This is a genomic window from Exiguobacterium sp. R-39, from assembly GCF_049942815.1.
GTDB lineage: Bacteria > Bacillota > Bacilli > Exiguobacteriales > Exiguobacteriaceae > Exiguobacterium_A.
In genome coordinates, this window is the sequence record NZ_CP187965.1 from 2376605 (window position 1) to 2398623 (window position 22019).

General features: G+C 49.7%; 22 protein-coding genes and 1 riboswitch. All 22 genes read right to left on the minus strand.

Annotated features, from left to right (window positions below):
- Positions 1 to 10: 10 nt before the first annotated feature.
- Positions 11 to 856, minus strand: coding sequence for a DUF72 domain-containing protein (locus ACP26N_RS12490; protein WP_131502154.1), 846 nt, complete (start codon positions 854 to 856; stop codon positions 11 to 13).
- Positions 857 to 1045: 189 nt separating this feature from the next.
- Entirely contained in the window at positions 1046 to 1606 is a 561-nt protein-coding gene (locus tag ACP26N_RS12495) for a dihydrofolate reductase family protein (RefSeq protein ID WP_426353955.1), read from the minus strand.
- An 88-nt stretch (positions 1607 to 1694) separates the two neighbouring features.
- On the minus strand, positions 1695 to 3092 hold the full coding sequence (sufB, locus tag ACP26N_RS12500; RefSeq protein WP_026827635.1) for a Fe-S cluster assembly protein SufB: 1398 nt from the start codon (positions 3090 to 3092) through the stop codon (positions 1695 to 1697).
- 32 nt (positions 3093 to 3124) lie between these two features.
- Entirely contained in the window at positions 3125 to 3559 is a 435-nt protein-coding gene (gene sufU / locus ACP26N_RS12505; RefSeq protein WP_012371201.1) for a Fe-S cluster assembly sulfur transfer protein SufU, read from the minus strand.
- A complete protein-coding gene (locus ACP26N_RS12510; protein ID WP_012371202.1) occupies positions 3549 to 4772 on the minus strand; it encodes a cysteine desulfurase in 1224 nt (407 codons plus the stop codon). Before ACP26N_RS12510 ends, sufU begins: the two co-directional genes overlap by 11 nt.
- Position 4773: 1 nt before the next feature.
- Positions 4774 to 6051: a Fe-S cluster assembly protein SufD gene (sufD, locus tag ACP26N_RS12515; protein WP_426353956.1), complete on the minus strand. Its 1278-nt coding sequence runs from the start codon at positions 6049 to 6051 to the stop codon at positions 4774 to 4776.
- Positions 6052 to 6069: 18 nt separating this feature from the next.
- Positions 6070 to 6855 carry a Fe-S cluster assembly ATPase SufC gene (sufC, locus tag ACP26N_RS12520; protein WP_012371204.1) on the minus strand — a complete coding sequence of 262 codons (786 nt, stop codon included), beginning with the start codon at positions 6853 to 6855 and terminating at the stop codon, positions 6070 to 6072.
- A 156-nt stretch (positions 6856 to 7011) separates the two neighbouring features.
- Positions 7012 to 8238 carry an MDR family MFS transporter gene (locus ACP26N_RS12525; RefSeq protein ID WP_426353958.1) on the minus strand — a complete coding sequence of 409 codons (1227 nt, stop codon included), beginning with the start codon at positions 8236 to 8238 and terminating at the stop codon, positions 7012 to 7014.
- A 72-nt stretch (positions 8239 to 8310) separates the two neighbouring features.
- Positions 8311 to 9144: a MetQ/NlpA family ABC transporter substrate-binding protein gene (locus ACP26N_RS12530; RefSeq protein WP_131972345.1), complete on the minus strand. Its 834-nt coding sequence runs from the start codon at positions 9142 to 9144 to the stop codon at positions 8311 to 8313.
- A 34-nt stretch (positions 9145 to 9178) separates the two neighbouring features.
- The gene (locus ACP26N_RS12535; RefSeq protein ID WP_131972344.1) at positions 9179 to 9844 is read right to left on the minus strand and encodes a methionine ABC transporter permease; all 666 of its coding nucleotides are present in this window, start codon (positions 9842 to 9844) and stop codon (positions 9179 to 9181) included.
- Positions 9841 to 10863, minus strand: a complete 1023-nt coding sequence (locus ACP26N_RS12540) for a methionine ABC transporter ATP-binding protein (protein WP_131972343.1) — start codon at positions 10861 to 10863, stop codon at positions 9841 to 9843. Before ACP26N_RS12540 ends, ACP26N_RS12535 begins: the two co-directional genes overlap by 4 nt.
- Positions 10864 to 10943: 80 nt before the next feature.
- Positions 10944 to 11049: riboswitch (SAM riboswitch) on the minus strand.
- Positions 11050 to 11108: 59 nt separating this feature from the next.
- Positions 11109 to 12275, minus strand: a complete 1167-nt coding sequence (locus tag ACP26N_RS12545) for a bifunctional cystathionine gamma-lyase/homocysteine desulfhydrase (RefSeq protein WP_426353960.1) — start codon at positions 12273 to 12275, stop codon at positions 11109 to 11111.
- Positions 12268 to 13191 carry a PLP-dependent cysteine synthase family protein gene (locus tag ACP26N_RS12550; protein ID WP_426353962.1) on the minus strand — a complete coding sequence of 308 codons (924 nt, stop codon included), beginning with the start codon at positions 13189 to 13191 and terminating at the stop codon, positions 12268 to 12270. Before ACP26N_RS12550 ends, ACP26N_RS12545 begins: the two co-directional genes overlap by 8 nt.
- Positions 13188 to 13652 (minus strand): S-ribosylhomocysteine lyase, encoded by a 465-nt coding sequence (locus ACP26N_RS12555; protein WP_114595157.1) that lies wholly within the window; start codon positions 13650 to 13652, stop codon positions 13188 to 13190. The genes ACP26N_RS12550 and ACP26N_RS12555 overlap by 4 nt, the downstream gene beginning before the upstream one ends.
- Before the next feature lie 3 nt (positions 13653 to 13655).
- On the minus strand, positions 13656 to 14294 hold the full coding sequence (locus ACP26N_RS12560) for a class I SAM-dependent methyltransferase (RefSeq protein ID WP_426353963.1): 639 nt from the start codon (positions 14292 to 14294) through the stop codon (positions 13656 to 13658).
- A 549-nt stretch (positions 14295 to 14843) separates the two neighbouring features.
- Positions 14844 to 15122, minus strand: a complete 279-nt coding sequence (locus ACP26N_RS12565) for a thioredoxin family protein (protein WP_131972339.1) — start codon at positions 15120 to 15122, stop codon at positions 14844 to 14846.
- A gap of 101 nt (positions 15123 to 15223) precedes the next feature.
- Positions 15224 to 15607: a glycine cleavage system protein GcvH gene (gene gcvH / locus ACP26N_RS12570; protein ID WP_114595154.1), complete on the minus strand. Its 384-nt coding sequence runs from the start codon at positions 15605 to 15607 to the stop codon at positions 15224 to 15226.
- A gap of 64 nt (positions 15608 to 15671) precedes the next feature.
- Entirely contained in the window at positions 15672 to 16025 is a 354-nt protein-coding gene (locus tag ACP26N_RS12575; protein WP_188004639.1) for an arsenate reductase family protein, read from the minus strand.
- Between the two features lie 36 nt (positions 16026 to 16061).
- Positions 16062 to 16517, minus strand: coding sequence for a DinB family protein (locus ACP26N_RS12580; protein WP_426353965.1), 456 nt, complete (start codon positions 16515 to 16517; stop codon positions 16062 to 16064).
- Positions 16518 to 16592: 75 nt separating this feature from the next.
- The gene (locus ACP26N_RS12585; RefSeq protein WP_426353967.1) at positions 16593 to 18377 is read right to left on the minus strand and encodes an acyl-CoA dehydrogenase family protein; all 1785 of its coding nucleotides are present in this window, start codon (positions 18375 to 18377) and stop codon (positions 16593 to 16595) included.
- Positions 18374 to 19564 (minus strand): acetyl-CoA C-acetyltransferase, encoded by a 1191-nt coding sequence (locus tag ACP26N_RS12590; RefSeq protein ID WP_354019691.1) that lies wholly within the window; start codon positions 19562 to 19564, stop codon positions 18374 to 18376. Before ACP26N_RS12590 ends, ACP26N_RS12585 begins: the two co-directional genes overlap by 4 nt.
- Positions 19565 to 19581: 17 nt before the next feature.
- Positions 19582 to 21999 (minus strand): 3-hydroxyacyl-CoA dehydrogenase NAD-binding domain-containing protein, encoded by a 2418-nt coding sequence (locus tag ACP26N_RS12595; RefSeq protein ID WP_426353968.1) that lies wholly within the window; start codon positions 21997 to 21999, stop codon positions 19582 to 19584.
- Positions 22000 to 22019: the final 20 nt, after the last annotated feature.

The following is a 22019-nucleotide window of genomic DNA, read 5'->3' on the forward strand; positions in this document are numbered from 1 at the left end:
CCTCCAGGTATTAAAACAGTGAAATTTGCCGGGGCGCGAGCGATTCATAATCGAGACCTAAAATCTCGATCAACCGTTTAGCATTCGGCACGGCATCTCCTGCTGAGTTGTTATTAAAGAAAACATACACGTCTTTTGCCTGTTCGGCAAGTGAACGGATATGTAGGGCCAACTCTTGTAATTCTTCTTCTGAATAGCGGTATAGACACCGGACCTTCCGCCAGTCCTCGCTGCTTTGTCCGGGCTTCTTCAGCCATCCGGCGACATTCCGGCCGTGCAGCCGGACAAATGCCGTCTCCTGTGTGACGACCGGGACGAACGGCACCGATCCGTCTTCCGTCTGCGGCTCATCACAAATCGTATGGATGAACTGATGCTCGGCTAAGAACCGGAGTGTCCGTTCCTGATAAGCCTCCGAATACCAGGACGGATTACGAAACTCAATCGCGACAGGCAGTCCGGCAAGCGATTTCCGGATTGTCTGAAGATATTCAAGATGCACTTTACTGACGTCGAACCAGGGTGGAAGCTGGACGAGAATCGCCGCAATCTTTCCACTCTGCCGCATCGGTTCAATCGAAGCGAGATACTGTTCAAAGATTGGACCGAGCGGGTCTTTGTTCTCCCGGTCATGACCGCTCATCGCCCGGTGGACCTTGACGATGAATCGAAAGTCGTCGGGTGTTTCCGCGACCCATTTTTGATAATTCCGTTCCGGTTGAATCGCATAATACGTCGAATCGACCTCGACTGCTGGAAAGTGGCCCGCATAGGCGGCAAGCTTTTCCTTCCGGTCCTGTGGTGTCGGATAGAGGCTGTCGTGATCGCCCCAACCGGTCACGCCGACATAAATCATCCTGCTCCCTCCTCATCTGTGTGCGTTGCATATTTTTTATCATAGCATAGCGGAATCGGGAATTTCTTCTTCAAAGCTCGTCTTGGAAAAGACACAGGTTTTCCATATAAAAAACAAGCAGATCCTTCCCACTCCTGCAAAAATCAGGGGGATGGACTGCCTATTTCATCAGCCTTCTCACCTTTTGAATCAATCATTCCGGATCCGTTCATACGTTAAGGCGATACAGCCGGAAGCAAATGTCTGCTGATCAACGAGCCGTAAGGACAACGGTTGCTCAAACAACGGAAACATCCGCTTGCCACCTCCGAGTAGGACGGGATAGATGACGATATGGTAGCGGTCGATCAAGTCCAGACGGACGGCTTCTGCCGCGAGCGTCGCTCCGCCGATTGCAATCTGTTTGCCGGGCGCCTGCTTCAATGCCGCGAGTTCCTCAGCGAGCGACCGGTTCGCAAGACGGGCATTCCCCTCAACGGCCGTCAACGTTTGCGAGAAGACGACTTTTTCAAGTGCCTGCCATGTTCTCGCATACTCGACGATGATCGGTTCATCTTCCTGATCGGCCGTTTCCCAGTATTGCATCATCTCATACAGAAGACGGCCGTAGACATGGGTATCAAATGCTTTTTCATAGTCATTGAAATACTGATGCAGTTCCGCGTCCGGTGACGCAAACGCGATGCTGCCCGACGCATCCTCGATGTAGCCGTCGAGCGAGACTTGAAAAGAATAGATGAGTTTACGCATGATGACGCCCTCCTTTTTCAATCCTTTACCCTCTTTTACCTGTGTACAAAAAAATCCCTCATCCGAAGATGAGAGATTGAGAAACAAATTATCCGATTGAACCTTCCATCTCGAACTTGATGAGACGGTTCATTTCGACCGCATATTCCATCGGCAATTCTTTTGTGAACGGCTCGATGAAGCCCATGACGATCATTTCAGTTGCTTCTTCTTGTGAAATCCCGCGGCTCATCAGGTAGAACAATTGCTCTTCCGAGACCTTCGATACTTTCGCTTCGTGTTCAAGCGAAATGTTATCGTTGAGAATTTCGTTGTACGGAATCGTATCTGATGTCGACTGGTTGTCCATGATCAACGTGTCACATTCGATGTTCGAACGTGCGCCGGTTGCTTTACGGCCAAAGTGGACAATCCCACGGTACGTTACTTTACCACCATGTTTCGAAATCGATTTCGAAACGATTGTAGACGACGTGTTTGGTGCGAGGTGAATCATTTTCGCACCTGCGTCCTGGTGTTGTCCTTTACCCGCGATGGCGATTGATAATGTCATACCGCGTGAGCCTTCCCCTTTAAGGATGACAGCAGGGTATTTCATCGTCAATTTCGAACCGATGTTGCCATCGACCCATTCCATCGTCGCGCCGGCTTCACAAATCGCACGTTTCGTAACGAGGTTGTAGACGTTGTTCGCCCAGTTTTGGATCGTCGTGTAACGGCAGTACGCGTTTTTGTTGATGAAGATCTCAACGACTGCTGAGTGAAGCGAGTTCGTCGTGTAGACCGGTGCTGTACATCCTTCGACGTAATGAACCGATGCTTCTTCGTCAACGATGATCAACGTCCGCTCGAATTGACCCATGTTTTCCGAGTTGATCCGGAAATAGGCTTGAAGCGGCGTGTCCATCTTGATACCTTTTGGTACGTAGATGAATGATCCACCCGACCAAACCGCTGTGTTGAGGGCAGCGAACTTGTTATCTGTCGGCGGAATCAATTTCCCGAAGTACTCACGGAATAAATCTTCGTTTTCTTTCAGTGCTGTATCTGTATCTTTGAAGACGATCCCTTGATCTTCCAGTTCACTCTTCATGTTGTGGTAAACGACTTCTGATTCATACTGCGCGGAAACACCTGCGAGGTATTTTTGCTCCGCTTCCGGGATTCCGAGTTTGTCAAACGTGCGTTTGATTTCTTCCGGTACTTCATCCCAAGATTTTTCAGCACGTTCTGATGGCTTGACGTAATACGTGATATCATCAAAACGAAGATCTGATAAATCGCCGCCCCATGCTGGCATTGATTGTTCGTTGAAAATCTTAAGTGATTTCAGACGGAAATCAAGCATCCATTGCGGTTCTTCCTTCATTTTAGAAATCGTCTCGACGACTTCCGTCGTCAAGCCGCGTCCAGAACGGAAGATCGAGATATCGCGATCGTGGAAACCATATTTATAATCGCCAATTTCAGGCATGTTCTTAGCCATGTTCGTTTCCTCCTCTTACTTACTGACCGAAGTTACTTCCCTTCTTCGACGCCGCGTTCGAGCGCCTTCCAGGCAAGTGTCGCACACTTGATTCGCGCCGGGAATTTTGTCACACCAGACAGTGCTTCTGCGTCTCCCAGATCAAATTTCTCATCGTCGTAGTCTTTTCCTTGAACCATCTCGGAAAAGACGTTGGCGAGTTGTAATGCTTCTTCGACTGTTTTTCCTTTGACGGCCTGTGTCATCATCGACGCAGACGCCATACTGATGGAACATCCTTCTCCGTCGAACTTCGCATCTTTGACGATATCGTCTTCGATGGCGAGTTGCAGACGGATTGTGTCGCCACATGTCGGATTGTTCATATCGATTGTCACACCACCGTCAATCGCACCACGATTGCGGGGCGTTTTATAGTGGTCCATGATCACTTGACGGTACAAGTGATCGAGATTGTTAAAATCCATGACTGAAATACTCCTTCGTTTGGCGAAGTCCTGTCACTAATGCGTCTACTTCTTCCTTTGTATTATACAGGTAGAAGCTGGCTCGTGCCGTAGAACTGGCTCCAAGCCAGCGCATCAGTGGTTGCGCGCAATGGTGACCGGCACGGACGGCGATTCCTTGCATATCGAGGACCGTCGCGACATCATGTGCGTGGACATCACCGAGATTAAAGGTGACGAGACCGACGCGTTCTTCCGGACCGTAAATCGTCAGCCCTTCGATGTCACGCATTTGTGCCATCGCATACTGGGCGAGCTCACGTTCGTGGGCTTCGATGTTACTGAGTCCGACTTGTTCCAAGAAATCAATCGCTGCCGATAAACCGACTGCCCCGGCGATGATCGGTGTTCCTGCTTCGAACCGGTACGGTGATGGTTTGAACGTCGACTCTTCCAGCCCGACGTAGTCAATCATCTCACCGCCGAATTCGACCGGCTCCATCGCATTGAGCAATGCTTTTTTACCGTACAAGACACCGATACCGGTTGGTCCGCACATCTTATGTGCCGAAAACGCCAGGAAATCACAGTCGAGATCGGTGACATCAATCTGTTGATGCGGCGCGCTTTGCGCAGCATCGACGACCATGACGGCACCGGCAGCATGGGCAAGTTGCGTGACTTCTTTAATCGGGTTGATTGTTCCAAGGACGTTTGAAACGTGGGCCATTGCCACAATTTTCGTCCGATCAGAAATTTGTTCTTTGACCGCTTCGATCGTCACGCGACCGTCTGCCGTCAAATCCACATATTTCAGTTTCGCTTTTTTCTTTTTCGCGACTTGTTGCCACGGAATGAGATTCGCATGGTGCTCGAGGTACGTGACGACAATCTCGTCCCCTTCTTCCACATGCTCCATTCCGTAACTTGAGGCGACGATATTGATCGCCGTCGTCGTACCGCGGGTAAAGATAATCTCTTCATGGTGTTGCGCCTTGATGAAACGACGTACGTTCTCACGCGCACCTTCGTACGCATCCGTCGCTCGTGTTCCGAGCGTATGGACGCCACGGTGCACATTCGAATGAACCGTCTTGTAGTAGTTCTCAATCGCCTCGATGACGACGAGCGGCTTTTGTGACGAAGCCGCACTATCTAAATAGACGAGTTTCCGGTCATTAACCTGTTGGTCAAGAATCGGAAACTGATTGCGGATGGATGCATCGATTCCCATATTAGTTTACTTTCCCTTCGATCACTTGAACGAGACGTTCTTTGACAGAGTCAATCGCGAGTTCTGAAACGACCGGTTGTAAGAAACCATGAACGACAAGACGTTCTGCTTCTTTACGTGAAAGACCGCGGCTCATCAAGTAGTAGAGTTGGAGTTCGTCGACACGGCCGACAGATGCCGCGTGTCCTGCCATGACATCATCTTCATCAATCAAGAGGATCGGGTTCGCGTCACCACGTGCCTTTTCAGACAACATGAGCACACGTTCCGTCTGCACACCGTTTGATTTTGAAGCGCCATGATGAATCATGGATGTTCCGTTGAAGATCGATGTTGCCGAATCTTTTTGAACACCGTGAATCAAGATGAAACCTTCCGAACCTTTACCAAAATGGTCTGTCCGGACGTTGAAGTTTTGTTTTTGATCGCCACGACCAACCGTTACGGCTTTCGTATCCGAGAACGAATCGTTACCGACGAGGTGTGTTTTCGTTTCCGTGATCGTGTGTCCGTCATTCATGTGACCGAGTGCCCATTCGAGCTTCGCGCCTTGTTTGACGACACCGCGACGGTTCATATACGTGACAGCACCTTTCGCAAGCGTATCGACGCCTCCGAAAAGAACTTTCGCATTGTCTTCGACGAAGACTTCCGTGACGACGTTGACGTTATGTGCTTCTTCTCCGTACGAGACGAAGCTTTCGATATACGTCAGTTCACTGTCAGCATCTGCGATGATGATTGCATGGTGGTACAACGCACCGCCTGTTTGTTCCAGCGTATAAATCGCCTGCATTGGAACAGTCAACTTCAAGCCTTTTGGTACGTATAGGAATGTACCGCCGTTCATGAGTGCTGCGTTGAGTGCTGCGAGACGATCTTCGTTGACGTTGACGCCTTCTGTCATGAAGTATTTCTCGACGAGCTCCGGATGGTGCTTCATTGCGTCTTCAAGCGTCGTGAAGATGACGCCGTTCGTCGCTTCGCTGTTTTGCGCGTGGACGAGTTGTCCGTTACGCGTAATCAGCATATGGTCACGGTTTTCACCGATCAACGATTCGATATCCGGTGTCAAACCAGTTACCGTTTCGAGATCTGCTGTACCTTCTGTGAAGTTCCAGCCACCGATTTTAATTTTTTCTACTTTTGGCAATGCGAGCGTCGGGGCAAGATCAAGTGCATCTTGACGCTTGGTAATCATCCAAGCCGGTTCCCCTAAGCGAGTCGCACGTTCTGCCACTGCCTCGCGATTTACGGCAAGATTCAGTTCTACAGTCATCATGCTTCCTCCCTCGTCTTACGCTTTTGTTTCGATTTCGACTTCTTCGATGCCGAGTTCTTTTTTAACCCAGTCATAACCTTCTGCTTCGAGACGGTGAGCAAGTTCTTTACCACCAGACATGACGATTTTTCCGCCCATCATGATGTGGATGAAATCAGGCTCGATATAGTTCAAGAGACGTTGATAGTGCGTGATGATCAAGCAGCCGAATTCAGGTGAACGCATTTCGTTCACACCTTTTGCGACGACTTTAAGTGCATCGATATCAAGACCTGAATCGATTTCGTCAAGGATCGCGATTGCTGGTTTCAGCATCGTCATTTGGAGAATTTCATTCCGTTTCTTCTCTCCGCCCGAGAAACCTTCGTTGAGGTAACGGTGTGCCATTTCGCCCGGCATTTCTAGAAGACCCATTTGTGCGTCGAGTTGACGGATGAATTTCATGAGTGAGATTTCATCGCCTTCTTCGCGGCGTGAGTTGATTGCTGAACGCAGGAAGTCTGAGTTCGTCACACCACTGATTTCGCTTGGGTATTGCATCGCGAGGAACATCCCTGCTTGTGCACGTTCGTTGACTTCCATTTCGAGGACGTCTTCGCCGTCGAGTGTGACTGATCCTGATGTCACTTCGTAAGTCGGGTGACCCATCAATGCAGATGCGAGTGTTGATTTACCAGTCCCGTTTGGTCCCATGACCGCGTGGATTTCGCCGCCTTTGATTTCTAAGTTGACGCCTTTCAAGATTTCTTTGCCGTCGATTGCAACGTGTAAATCTTCAATCTTTAAGTGTGAAGCCTTCATGTAGAATCCCTCCATCTATTCATTTCGTGTCTGACGATTCAGTTCACGAGAGTTACTAATTTAGTATCATTCTAATCTTAATGAATCATACCACATTATTCAAGCGTCATCGCTCATGGTTTTTTCTCAAAACGGAGCCTTTCAGTGAGAATGACTCTAAAGTGAGACGACTTCCTTTTCCTGTTCCGGTTTCGTTTGACGGTGAACCCGCTGTGACAGTAGGAGCAGTGGTATTCCGAGAACGGTCATGAGCGCTAAAACACCGAAAATCGGCAGCGGACGTTCCGGTCCAAAATAAAGTAATAATTGTCCGCCGATGACCGGTCCGACCGATTGACCGATCGACGTCAAGCCCATCGCCCCGAAATAACTTCCCCGCAGTTCCGGTTTCGCAAAGCTGTCCGTCAAAATGTCGGTCATCGTAAACATCATCACTTCCCCGCATGTGAAGATGAACATCGCGCCGATCATCAACCAGACCGTACCGGCCGTTCCCATAACGAACAAACCGACGGCAACGGTCGCAATCCCGACCGTAATCGATACGAGCGGTGACGTCTTGACGCCAAACTTCATGATCGGGTACTGGACGACGAGCACCGTGATCGCGTTAATCGTAATCAACAAGGCAAACAAACTCGTCCCGCCCGACAATAACGTCGTCGTCGTCAAAAACTGCGGCAACGTCGAGTTGAACTGACTGTATCCGAAGACGCCGAAGATGATGCCGGCGAGCGCGAACGTAAAGGCGACGTCGGTCTTCAGCAGACGGACCGTTGCGCCGAACGACACCTTTTTCCCGCCGTGACTTTCCGTGATCGGGTGCCGCTTGAACAGGATGAAGATGGCGACGCCGTAGCCGAGATAGACGAACGCTGTAATATAGAAGGTAATCGCCGTATTTCCGGCACTGAGCAACAACGCAATCCCCGGTCCGATCGCGGCTGCGATGTTGATGCACGTATAACGGATGTTAAAGACGAACAACCGGTTTTCTTCCTCCGTCGTATCACTGATCAACGCCCTCGCCGACGGTTCGAAGATGGAACGAAAAACGCCATTCAAAGCACTTAAGATGAAAAACGCCCAAAACGTCTCGACTTGTGCCAGTCCGATAAAGACGAGCACGAAACCAAACGTTCCGCTGAGCATCATCGTCCGCCGGCCATAGCGGTCGGATAATGTCCCGCCGACGAAACTCATGACGAGACTGGCGATGGCCGAAATACTGAGAATCCAACCGACGTCGACCGGGCTGAACTTCAGGACGACCGATAAGTAAATCGCAAAAAACGGCATCGTGATGAAAGTCCCGAGCCGGGCAAAAAATGTCCCGAGCAAAACCCCGACCGTCAATGGATGAAGCTGTTTCAAACGTTGCATGGAAATCCCCCTTTCGCACAAAAAACAATGCATCCTTCCATTATATAGGAAGAATGCATTGAAGGAAGCAACTTATTTGCTGACCGGAACGACGGCCCCTTTGTATTTTTTTGTGATCCAGTCCTGATTCTTTTTCTCATGGAGAATATCGAGTAATGTCGTGACACGTTTGTCTTTTTCATCGCCGTCACGCGTCACGATGATGTTGACGTACGGTGAAGACTCGTCTTCCAGTGCAATCGTATCTTTCAACGGGTTCAGACCGTTGTCGATCGCGTAGTTCGTATTGATGAGGACCGCGTCACCTTCGTTATTTTTGTAGGCTTGCGGTAAGAGTGACGCTTCAATGTTCGTTTTGAACTTAATTTTCTTTGGATTTTCTACGATATCTTTCAATTGTGCATCCGTTGTTTTACCGTCTTTCAACTTGATCAGCCCTTCGTTTTGAAGGAACGTCAAGACACGTCCGCGTTCTGCAACGTTTGAGCTTGTTAAGATCGTTGCACCTTTTGGCAGTTTATCCAAAGACTTGTATTTTTTAGAATAGACACCGAGCGGTTCAACGTGAACGCCGCCGGCACTCGCGAATTTATAGTCTTTGTTTTCTTTTTCCTGTTGCTCAAGGTACGGCACGTGTTGGAAATAGTTCGCATCGATTTCTTTTTCAGCCAATGCTTTGTTCGGAAGAACATAATCCTGAAACTTCTTGATTTCGAGTTTATAGCCTTTTGCTTCATATTCTTTTTGAACATGCTCCAAGATTTGAGCATGAGGAACGTTTGACGCTCCGATGACGAGTGTTTTTGAATCGCCGCCGCCTGAAGAAGATTCTTCTCCGCATGCTGCAAGACTGACTGCTAAGACCGATACGGCTGCTGTGCCGACGAATTTTTTCCAAAGTTTCATGAATGATTCCTCCCAAGGTTAAATAAGATAGGTATTACCGTTTATCGATGGCTTTGACAAGCAGGTCACCGATAATTTGAATGATGAAGACGATGACAAGAATCAACAGTGTCGCGATGACGGTGATGTTATTTTGTGAACGCTGGAATCCTTCGATGAAGGCCATGTCTCCCAGTCCACCACCACCGGCTAACCCGGCCATTGCCGTGTAACCGACGAGTGCGACAAGCGTAACGGTGATTCCTGAGATGATTGCCGGCAAAGCTTCCGGAATCAGGACTTTATAGATAATTTGGAACTTCGTTGCGCCCATCGATTCAGCTGCCTCGATGACACCCTTATCGACTTCACGAAGTGCCAGTTCGACCATCCGGCCGTAAAACGGTGCTGCACCGAGAATTAACGCAGGTAATGCAGCCGTTGGTCCTAAGAATGACCCGACGATGATTTTCGTGATCGGGATCAACAGAATCAATAGAATGATAAACGGGATAGAGCGGAATATATTGACTAAAAAGCTGAGTACGGAATAGAGTGTCCGGTTTTTAAACAACAATTCTTCGTTCGTCGCATATAACAACAGACCGATCGCCAGTCCGAGGACGAACGTCGCGAGTCCTGCAACAGCCGTCATATAGACGGTACTGCGGGTTGCTTCCCAAACCATATCCCAATCCACATCTGTAAAAAATGTACTCATCGGTGATCCACCTCCACTTCAACGTCACTCGCTTGAAGTTTGGCGATGACCGCTTGTGCTTCCTGTTCCGACCCGAGCAGCTGAATGAACAGCGTTCCGAGTGCCCCGTCCTGCGTCTGTCCGACGTTTCCGCCGATGATATTGAATAATAAGTTCGAGTCTTTCATGACTTCGGCCAGGATCGGACTTTCCGCCGTCGAACCGACGAACGTCAGCTGGACGATTTTTCCGGTCGGGTAGCGTTCGCGTAATTTCGCAAACGTCAATTCGTTTTCAGATGGTGACGTCAATTGTTTGACGAACTCTTTTGTCATCGCCTGTTTCGGGTGACGGAACACTTCTGCGACCGGTCCCTGTTCGACGATTTTCCCGGCTTCCATGACGGCAACCCGGTGACAGATTTTCTGAATGACGTGCATCTCATGTGTAATCAAGACGATTGTCAGTTTTAATTTTTTGTTGATGTCGACAAGCAACTCGAGGATCGAGTCCGTCGTTTTCGGATCCAGCGCACTGGTCGCTTCGTCACAGAGTAAGACATCTGGGTTGGATGCCAGTGCCCGGGCAATCCCGACCCGTTGTTTTTGTCCACCTGACAGTTGCGACGGGTAAGCACCTTCGCGTCCGTCGAGTCCGACGAGTTGAATCAGTTCAGCAACTCGTTCTTTGCGACGGGCTTTCGGATAACCGCCGAGTTCAAGCGGGAACATAATGTTTTCTTCGACGGTCCGTGACCACAGCAGATTAAAGTGCTGGAATACCATTGAGACGTTTTTGCGGACGCCGCGTAATTCTTTCGGTTTGAGCGTCGTCATTTCGACACCGTCGATTTGAATCGAGCCGCTCGTCGGTGCTTCAAGCATGTTCAGCAAACGAATCAGTGTTGATTTCCCTGCCCCTGAATAACCGATTATTCCAAAAATTTCACCGCGCTCGATTGACAAGTCGACATTGACGACGGCTTCAACCGATCCGCGCTTCGAGCGATAAATCTTTCCTACATCCTGTAAGCGAATCAATACGGTCCCTCCTAAACATAAAAAAAGTGCGCACGTTTTAGAGCAAACGCGCGCACTTTTTCAGTACACAAAACCATTTGCTCTCATCTTGCAGACAATCGTCTGCTGGAATTAGCACCACTTCGGAATAAATTCCGCGGTTGCCGGGTTTCATCGGGCCAGTCCCTCCACCACTCTCGATAAGAGTTATCGGTATTTAGTTATTTTTAATATAATCTGAATATTAGCAGGGGTTATTTTGCTTGTCAAACAGTTTTTTCTGAAACCGGTTGAAGCAGACTGAAAGCACGTGCCAAATCTTCTTTCAAGTCTTCCGCGTCTTCAAGACCGACCGAGATCCGAACGAGACCATCTGTAATTCCGAGTTCTGCGCGACGCTCTGCTGGAATCGACGCATGCGTCATCCGTGCCGGAACGGAAATCAAACTCTCGACCGCTCCAAGACTTTCAGCCAATGTGAAGAAATGTGTCGCTTCGACGAGTTTCTCCGCATTTTCTGCTGAACCGACATCAAAACTGATCATTCCGCCGAAACCGGTCGCCTGTTTCTGTTGTGTCGAGTGACCCGGATGTGATGCCAGTCCCGGATAAAAGATGTATGAGACGACATCCTGTTCCTGTAAGAACTGAACGAGATCGTGTGACGTTTCTTCGATTGCATCCATCCGGATACCAAGCGTCCGTAAACCACGGACGAGCAGGAAGCTGTCCTGCGGTCCAAGAATACCGCCGGTCGAGTTTTGGATGAAATGAAGATCTTCTCCGAGCTCGTCGCTGTTGACGACGACAAGTCCGGCGACGACGTCCGAGTGACCGCCGATGTATTTTGTCGCGCTGTGAAGAACGATATCTGCACCGAGTGCGAGTGGTTGCTGCAGGTATGGTGTCGCAAACGTGTTGTCGACGACAAGTTTCAGGTTGTTGCGTTTTGCGATCTCAGAAACAGCTGCGATATCCGTCACTTTCAACAACGGGTTCGTTGGTGTTTCGACGTACAGCATCTTCGTGTTGTCTTGAACCGCAGCTTCCGTTGCGGCAAGATCCGTCGTATCGACGAATGTCACTTGGATGTTGAATTTCGGTAAGACACGTTGCATCAGACGGAATGTACCACCGTAGACGTCATCTGTCATGACGATATGGTCGCCTGACTCAAGCAGATTGAATACGGCATGAATCGCTGCCATTCCTGATCCAAAGGCAAAACCACGTGCGCCGCCTTCAAGATCGGCAATCAGACGTTCGATGCTCGTCCGTGTCGGGTTGGCTGTCCGTGAATACTCGTAGCCTTCTTTTAGTTGACCGATTTTTTCCTGTTTGTATGTGCTTGTCTGATAAATCGGGGGTGTAACGGCACCTGTTGCTCGATCGACGCCTGTTCCTCCATGAATCAATGCTGTCTTTTTACGCATGTGTCTCGTCCACCTTTTCAAAGATTTGTTGGCTTAAATACCGCTCGGCACTGTCGGCGAAGACGGTGACGATGGTACTGCCGGGAAAACGATGTGCCAGATCAAGTGCTGCTACGAGTGCTGCACCGGCTGAACTGCCGACGAGCAATCCTTCACGAGCCGCCAATTCATGGACTTTCGTGAAGGCATCATGATCTGAAATCGTATGAATTTCATCTACTAAGTCACGCGAGACGAGGCTTGGCCATTTGGCCGTTCCGATACCTTCCGTCTTATGCGGTCCGGCTGGTCCCCCGTTGAGGACCGAGCCTTCCGGTTCGACGATTGCACCTTTCGTCCCGAGACGTTCTTTTAAATAGGCCGCTGTTCCGGCAAACGTTCCGCCTGACCCGCATCCGGCAACGAACCAATCAATCTGATCCAGTTCCGCCATCAGCTCAGGGCCAAGTGTCCGCTGATACGTGACCGGATTTTCTTCGTTTTCGAATTGAAGCGGAACATAACTGTTCGGAACCGTTTGTCCGAGTTCTTTGGCTTTATCGATCGCGCCCTGCATATCGAGCTCAGTCGGTGTGTTGACGACAGTCGCGCCGAGTGCCCGCATCAACGTCTGTTTCTCCTGGCTGAACTTTTCCGGAACGACACAGATGACCTGTAAATCATACTTTTTGGCGGCGAGCGCCAAACCGATGCCGGTGTTGCCAGCAGTCGGTTCGATGATCGTTCCACCTGGTGTCACATATCCCTGTTCGATCGCGGCATCAACGAGTTGAATGCCAAGGCGGTCTTTGACGCTGCCCCCAGGGTTCATCCATTCGAGCTTCGCCAAAATCCGCGTACCAGCAGGCAAATCGAATGAAGTAATCTCGTAGAGCGGCGTATTTCCGACGAGGTCGCGGACTGATTTCGCGATCATCCGAAGACGATGTCCCATTCATCACGACCGGCAAGCATTTTCTCGGCATAGTGCTTCGCTCCTTTAAGATCGTGGGCGCTTGCGAATCCGCATTGGACTTCATTTTGCGCTGGAATTTCTTCTGCTGCTAAGACGTCTTTTAATGTTTTCTCAACAAGCTCGCTCATTTTTTCGACCGAATCAAAGTTCATCATCGCCATGTAGAAACCTGTTTGGCAACCCATTGGCGAGACATCGATGACATCGTCCGAATAGTTACGGATGTTTTCTGCAAGTAAATGTTCGAGTGTATGCATTGCACGCATCGGCATTTGCTCGACGTTTGGTTGCGTGAAGCGGATGTCGTATTTAACGACTTGATCGACTTTACCGTCTTTGTATCCGGCAACGCGAATATATGGTGCTTTGACTTTCGTATGATCCAGGTTAAAGCTTTCTACGTTCATTTTTTTGAGTGTCATGATTTATTCCCCCATTTTCTCGGCTTCTACGAGCCAGACGAAGTGATTGTATTGTGTAAATGAAACATCGAATCCGCGTGATGCAAAAATCTGTTCCATCACCGGAATCAGTGGATAAAACTCACGTTCCAAATCTTCTGCTAGTCCGTTAAATCCTTGGGCTTTCGCTTCAGAAATCGTTTGTAAGCGGGCTTCTTCCGAAACAAACATCGTATCGGCATAAACGATTTTTCCGTCGTGCGGCAAAATTTTCGCCATCAAGTCAACAGCTTCTCCCTTTTCCTCATCCGTCAGATGATGAAACGCATACGTCGAAACAAAGCTTTTCGCATCATCTGCCGTAAACGACAGGAAATGTCCGTCCTGCACCGGAAGTTCCGGAATCTTGTTGGTGAGAATATCCCGCATCTCCGGACTCGGTTCGACGGCGAGGACATGATCATGTCGCTCCAGCAACCGTTGCGTCAGGTTACCGGTTCCTGCGCCGAACTCAACGACCGGGGAGACTGCTTTCGTTGCGACCGTATCTAATATTTCTTCATAACGACGAAAGACTTCTTTGTACTCCGGATCATGCCCCGTTACCGTGTCGTCGTATGTTGACGCCCACTCTGTAAAAACATCCATAAAGCGTACTGTCATGCCTGTTCGTCCTCCGTATCTCTCTTTTAATTCCGACTAATCGGATATGAATTAAAGTAATTTACCTTAATCGCATTGTAGCAGGGACATTTACGAATGGCAAGACGACTGCTTTAAATTCTTTTGAAAACAAAAAAAAGGCGCTGCCGGAGAACCGGCAACACGAATAATGTGGTTAGAAATGCCACGAAGGAAAACCCAGCTCTGACACGAACTTCTTCGTTCGTCGTATCAGAGGGCGGCGCCTTTTCGACATATCAGTTGAACTGGACTCTCATGACAGACCTCCTGCTCGAATCCCGAATGGTTTCCTTGCGCCGCTTCGTCTTTGGGGGACGACTTAAGGGGAGACAAGCAAACAACACAGGATTTTTTTGAACGGTTCTGGAATGAAAAACAACAGCCAACTCATATCTCTGCCAGACTTCCTATAAAAGCATTTCTAGAAGTTGATATGAATATACCATTCATAATTTAGCATTGTCAATGAATTATTGTAAATATTCCGACAATTTAGCGTAAAGAGAAATCTCAGACGGATTCCTCTTGTTATTCGGCACAGAATGCGAAGACATTTTGAACCGATTGAAAAGCGTAAAGCCTTGATACGACTTGATTCTCTTCAATTTTTAATAATGCCGGCACACTCATGACCTGCGCTTGCTCTAAAAAATCCGGAATGAAGTTTCCGTTTGCCTGCACGATCCATTCTTCCTCTTTTGTCGCTTCGACGATCTCAAGCATCCGACTGGCGATGGCGCATGTCCCACACATCGGTGCATAGACATACAAAAAACCATTTTCCGGGACTTGTGTGACTTCTTTCATCCGTTCCATTCCCCCTCTGTTTTGTTTTATCTTGTGCCAGTATACAGAAAAAAAGACGACGAGGAAACGATATCGTTTCCTTGCCGCCTTTTCCGTAAGTATTACTCGTTAATCATCGATTTGTAAGCAGCTGCGTCCATTAACGCTTCTACTTGTGCATCATCTTCGATTTCGATATCAACCATCCAAGCACCTTCGAATGGTGATTCGTTGACGAGTTCCGGGGAATCAGACAGTGACTCATTGATGGCAACGACTTTCCCTGAAATCGGTGCGTACAATTCGGATACCGTTTTAACCGATTCAACTGAACCAAACGGCTCGTTGGCAGAAATCGTATCGCCGACTTCTGGTAATTCGACGAAGACGATATCGCCAAGTTCGTGTTGCGCGAAATCCGTAATCCCGATTCGTGCCTTGTTTCCTGTTACTTCGACCCATTCATGCTCTTCCGAATAACGTAGATTGTCTTTGACTTGACTCATTTGCGATTCCCCCTGTGATCTATAGTGGACTAACGCATTCAGTATACCAAATGAACTAGCCTTCTTAATACCATTTTCCTTGATAGAGTTCTTCTTTGAAGCCGATTGTCACGTCTTGTCCGTCTGTGACGATCGGACGCTTCAGCAACATCCCGTCACTTGCAAGCAATTCGTATTGCTCCTGTTCGGAAAGTTCCGGCAAACGGTCCTTGATTCCTTGCGACCGGTACGACTGACCGCTCGTATTAAAAAACTTCTTCAGCGGTTCGCCACTCTTTTGATGAAGTTCCCGAATCGTCTCGGCACTTGGTGTTTCATTGACGATATGCTTGTAGTCAACTTCGACACCGTTCGTTTCCAGTGCTTTTTTTGCTTTGACACACGTACTGCATTTTGGATAACCGTACATCGTTACCATTTTTTCATCACCTCTGTCTTCAGATTAGCAGATTGGTCAGCCCCGTTTCAAGCGTGCCAATGCTGCATCGATTTGATCCTGATGGTGGTGGTCATGGGCAATGAAGGAGTCGACAAACGCTTTTGGCTGAAATGTCCCTTCATATGTCCGCTCATACTGTTCGTCCGTCAGCCGGTCGAGGAGCGTAACCAGTTCCCGGCGTACACCGATGGCTTTTTTCAATAAGGCGAGAGCATCGATATGATGGGCATATTCGACCGCCAGGCGATTGAACTCGTCATAATCGGTCTGAACAAGCGTCAACCGTTCATCCGGCAGCTTGGATACGGCATGATCGAGATAGTACCGGTCCCATAAAAACAAATGACTGACACATTCATGAATGGTCCACTTATCGACGGCAAGCGGTAATTCCCATTCTTCATCAGAAAGCCGTTCAAGTGATTTATAGTAGTCGATGGCAAACTGGAGTTCCGTCAATTCTTGTCGCATGTTTGCTTCCTCCTTCAATGAAAAAATTCGCCCTTACAGAGATTTTCCCTGCAAAGGCGAATCGGTAAACCTGACTTAGACTGTATATTTGTTCGCTTCGATCAAACGTTTCGCAATCAAACGTTTTGTTCCGATCGAGTTGATCGGCTGGTACCGGCTGAACTTCTTCAGTGCCGACAGCAGCATCCGTAACTCGTCGCCGCTCGCTGCGGCGTACAACGTTTCCTTCGCGTCCCGCTCCACGCCTTCAAAGGCTTGTTGTGCGAAGACTTCCGTGTAACGGATTTTCAATTCGTTTTTCTCGACGCCCTTGGCAACAATCGCTTTTTCCGTCCGGACGATGGCTGACTCCAATGCATAGATCGCACTCATGATGTCTGCCGTGTTTGCGAGGATTTCCTGTTCGCCTTGGAGCTTGTCCTGATACTTCTGAACGGCTGTTCCGGCAGTCAGCAGGAAGATTTTTTTCATCATCGCAAGTAAATGACGTTCACGGTCGAGTGGTTCCGATCCGACTTCCGTCGGCATGAAGCTCATGACTTCCTGTTGCAGACGCTGGGCTTCTGCGAGCAACGGTAAGTCCCCTTTCATCGCTTTCTTCAACAGCGTGCCCGGTACGAGCAGACGGTTGATTTCGTTTGTGCCTTCGAAGATCCGGTTGATCCGCGAATCACGGTACATGTTTTCGACTTCGTATTCGGCCATGAAGCCGTATCCGCCGTGAATCTGGACCGCTTCGTCGATGACGTAGTCAAACGTTTCCGATGCAAACACTTTGTTCATCGAGCATTCAATCGCATACTCGGCAATCGCATCGGCGATTTTCTTGCCGTCCTTGCTCTCTTCTTCCGACAACTGATCGAGACTGTCCTGGAACAATCCGCCGGTCCGGTAGACCGAGCTCTCCATCGCATACGTCTGCGCTGCCATCGTCGCCAGTTTTTCCTGGATCAACGGGAATGAGCTGATTGGTGTCTTGAACTGTTTCCGCTCATTGGAATACTGGACGGCAAGGTCGATTGCCCGTTTTGATGAACCGACCGCACCGACTGCTAATTTATAGCGACCGACGTTCAAGATGTTAAAGGCGATGACGTGTCCGCGACCGATTTCACCAAGAACGTTTTCGACCGGTACTTCCGCATCTTGCAGGATCAACGTCCGGGTTGACGATCCTTTGATTCCCATTTTCTGTTCTTCAAGTCCGGTCGAGACACCCGGATACGATCCTTCGACGAGGAATGCTGTAAATTTGTCACCGTCGATTTTAGCATAGACGACGAACAGGCTGGCAAAACCGGCATTCGTGATCCATTGTTTTTCCCCGTTCAGGATATAGTGTGTGCCGGCTTCATTTAGGACAGCCGTCGTTTTCGCACCAAGGGCATCCGAACCTGAGCCCGGTTCTGTCAACGCGTAAGACGCAATCCATTCACCAGACGACAGTTTCGGGAGATATTTTTGTTTTTGCTCTTCGTTCCCGAAGAAGACGATTGGCAATGAACCGATTCCGACGTGGGCACCGTAACTGAGGGCAAACGAACGGCCGCGGGCAAACTTCTCCGTGATGATTGACGATGAAATCTTATCCATTTGATACCCGCCGTATGCTTCCGGGACATCAGCACCAAGCAAGCCGAGCTCGCCTGCTTCGCGTAGAAGACCGACCGACAATTCGAACTCATGTTTTTCGATCCGGTCGAGGACTGGAACGACACGGTCTTCGACGAACTTCGCCGTCATGTCACCAACCATTTTGTGTTCTTCCGAAAAATCTTCCGGTGTAAAGAGACGATCCGCTTGTAACTCATCCAGTACAAAACTTCCACCTTTAATCAATTCGTTTGTTGTTTGGCTCATTGTCCTGTTCCTCCTTCAACTAGTTCGAATACACCGGCAGCACCCATCCCGCCGCCGATACACATCGAGACGACGCCGTATTGGACGTTCCGTCGTTTCATTTCATGCAAGAGTGTTAATGTCAGTTTCGTTCCGGTACACCCGAGTGGATGACCGAGCGCAATCGCGCCGCCGTTGACGTTGACGATGTCTTCATTCAGTCCGAGTTCACGAATGACACCGAGTGACTGGGATGCGAAGGCTTCGTTTAATTCAATCAATCCGACGTCTTCGAGCGTGATGCCGGCGAGTTCCAGTGCCTTCGGAATCGCGACGACCGGTCCGATGCCCATGACTTCCGGACGGACACCGCCGACTGCAAACGATTTGAACTTCCCGAGAATCGGCAGGCCCTGGCGTTCCGCTTCTTCGCGTTCCATGATCAGGACGGCAGCTGCACCGTCTGATGTCTGCGACGAGTTCCCCGCTGTGACACTGCCGCCGAGACGAAATGCCGGACGGAGCTTGGCAAGACCTTCCGGTGACGAATCAGCGCGGACACCTTCGTCATGTTCGACGACCCATGTCTTTTCTTCAATTTTCAACTCATCGTTGACGTACTGTTCCGTGACCGTCACCGGCACGATTTCATCGGCGAATTTGCCGGACGCGATTGCAGCGGCTGCTTTTTGATGGCTTTTCAGGGCAAAGGCATCCTGATCTTCCCGTGAGACGTGGTACGTCGCGGCGACCTGCTCTGCCGTGTGTCCCATGCTCATGTAATATTCAGGCTCCGTTTCGACGATTGACGGATTTGGTCGGACGACGTGTCCCGGCATCGGTACTTGGCTCATCGACTCAAGACCACCGGCAATGACGGCTGTTGCTTGACCCGTCATGATTTTCATCGACGCATCGGCAATCGACTGGAGACCGGACGAGCAATAGCGGTTGATCGTGATCGCCGGCACTTCATGTGACAGTCCGCCGAGGACGGATGCGTACCGGGCGATGTTCATCCCTTGTTCCGCTTCCGGTAAGGCGCACCCGAGAATGACGTCATCAATTGCTCCCGTATAGTTCGCCCGTTTCAACGTTTCCTTGATGGCGATACCTGCGAGTTCATCAGAACGCATTGACTTAAATGATCCTTTTTTTGCTTTGCCGACCGGTGTTCGTGCACCGGCGACGATTACTGCTTCCTTCATTCGAATCCCCCCAGTCATCAGTTACGGAGCGGCTTGCCTTTGACAAGCATATGTTGCATCCGTTGTTGTGTTTTCAGTTCGCCAATCAAGCTCAGGAAGGCTTCCCGTTCGATATCGAGCATATATTGTTCGTCGACTGCCGTTCCGAACGAAACGTTCCCACCGGCAATGACGTGTGCGAGTTTACTGGCAATTTTTAAATCATGTTCCGAGATATAGCCGCCGTAGAACATTTCACGGGTCGCGAGCTCAAGCGTCGCTTTCCCGGCCCGGCCGACGACCGGAATCTTGGTATGTGCCGGCGCCGTGTAGCCTGTCCGGTCGAGTTCGAGCACCAATTGTTTTGCATCAAACGTCAAGTGATCCCGGTTCATCGAAATCTGATCGACGGTCCGGACATAACCGAGTTCCCGTGCTTCAAAGGCCGATTTCGAAACTTTCGCCATCGCGACGTTCTCAAACGTCTTCTGTGCGGCTTTTTCGATGTTGACGAGTCCGTCCGGTGTATTTTCGAGCAGACGACGATACGTGTTGACGTTTCCGCCGCCCCCCGGAATCAGACCGACACCGACTTCGACGAGTCCCATATAGGTTTCAAGACCGGCTTGCAAACGGGCTGCCGGAAGCGAGATCTCCGTTCCACCTCCAAGCGTCATCCCTTGCGGCGCGACGACGATCGGACGCGATGCATAACGGATTTTCTGAATCGATTGCTGGAACTTGTTGATGATCCAGTCGAGTTCGAACCAGTTTTCATCCTCTGCTTCCATCAACATCATCGCCAGGTTCGCCCCGACACAGAAGTTTTTGCCGTCGTTGGCGATGACAAGACCCCGGTGATTTTTTTCAACGAGATCAATCGACTGTTCGATCATCTGCATGATATCGACGCCGATCGCGTTACTCTTCGACGTGAATTCAAGGACGGCGACATCGTCTCCCAGATCAAGCAGACGGGCACCGTTGTTTTCAAGCAGGACGCCGTTTGATTTGCGGACGTCGCGTAAACGGATTTCTTTCGGATTGACCGCACTGCCGACATATTTTTGTGACTGCGCATCGTAAAACTGACCGTCTTCGTTATAGAAGCTGGTGACGCCTGCTGCGAGCATCTCATCGACCCAGACCGGGACATCGTATCCATCCTGTTTCATCTTCGCGACCGTCTTCTCGACGCCGAGGGCATCCCACGTCTCGAACGGTCCCATCTTCCAACCGAAGCCCCATTTCATCGCTTCGTCAATCGCTTTGATGTCATCCGCAATCTCGTGTGTCAGTTGCGCCGAGTACAGCAATGTTTTCGCATGGATCGGCCAAAGTAACGCACCGACACGGTCCTTCGCAAAGACAACGGCTTTCAGTTTATTTTTAGCGCCCGGAAGAGCTTTTGCCTGACCGATCGACGGTTCGGTAAGCGCTCTCTTTTCAACGTATTCAAAAGTCGTTAGATCGAGTTCGAGGATCTGCTTGCCGGCTTTTTTATAGAAGCCTTGACCCGACTTCGCCCCGAGAGATCCTTCGTCAACCAATCGTTTCATTTCTGCCGGTACGGCGAACGTATCTTTTTCCGCCCCGTCCGGTAACAGGTCGTAGACGTTGTTCGCAACGTGAACGAATGTGTCGATCCCGACGACATCAAGCGTCCGGAACGTCGCTGAGCTTGGACGACCGAGTAATGGTCCGGTGACGGAATCGACCTCCCCGATCGAATAGCCGCCTTTTTTCATCTCATCCAGTGTGACGAGCAGACCGTATGTCCCAATCCGGTTGCCGATGAAGTTTGGTGTATCTTTTGCGATGACGACCCCTTTACCGAGACGCTCTTCTGCAAACTGTTTCATGAACCGGACGACTTCCGGATCCGTATCACGTGTCGGAATCAGTTCGAGTAACTTCAAGTAACGCGGCGGGTTAAAGAAGTGGGTCCCGAGGAACCGGGCATTAAACGATTCCGAGCGTCCTTCGCGCATCGCTTCGATAGAAATGCCTGACGTGTTGGAACTGACGATCACATCTTCACGTAAGAACGGTTCGATTGTCGCAAACAACTGTTGTTTGACGTCAAGCCGTTCGACGATGACTTCAATCACCCAGTCCGCTTCTTTGAGGCGTTCCAAGTCGTCTTCGAGGTTTCCGACTTCGATTAAATCAATTAATTGTTTGGAAGCGAGTGGTGCCGGATTTTGTTTGAGTAACTTCTGACGGTTGTCACGGGCAATCCGTGAACGAACTGCCGCATCTTCCAGCGTCAATCCTTGTTTCGTCTCCTGCGCGGTTAATTCTTTTGGTACGATATCAAGCATCAATGTCCGGATTCCCGCGTTCGCGAGGTGTGCGGCAATCCCTGCACCCATGACCCCTGAACCGATAATGACGGCGAATTGAATATGTTTCGTCGTGTGTACTGTGGTCGGCTGACCGATTTGACTCGCCATGATAGACCCCCTGATTCGTA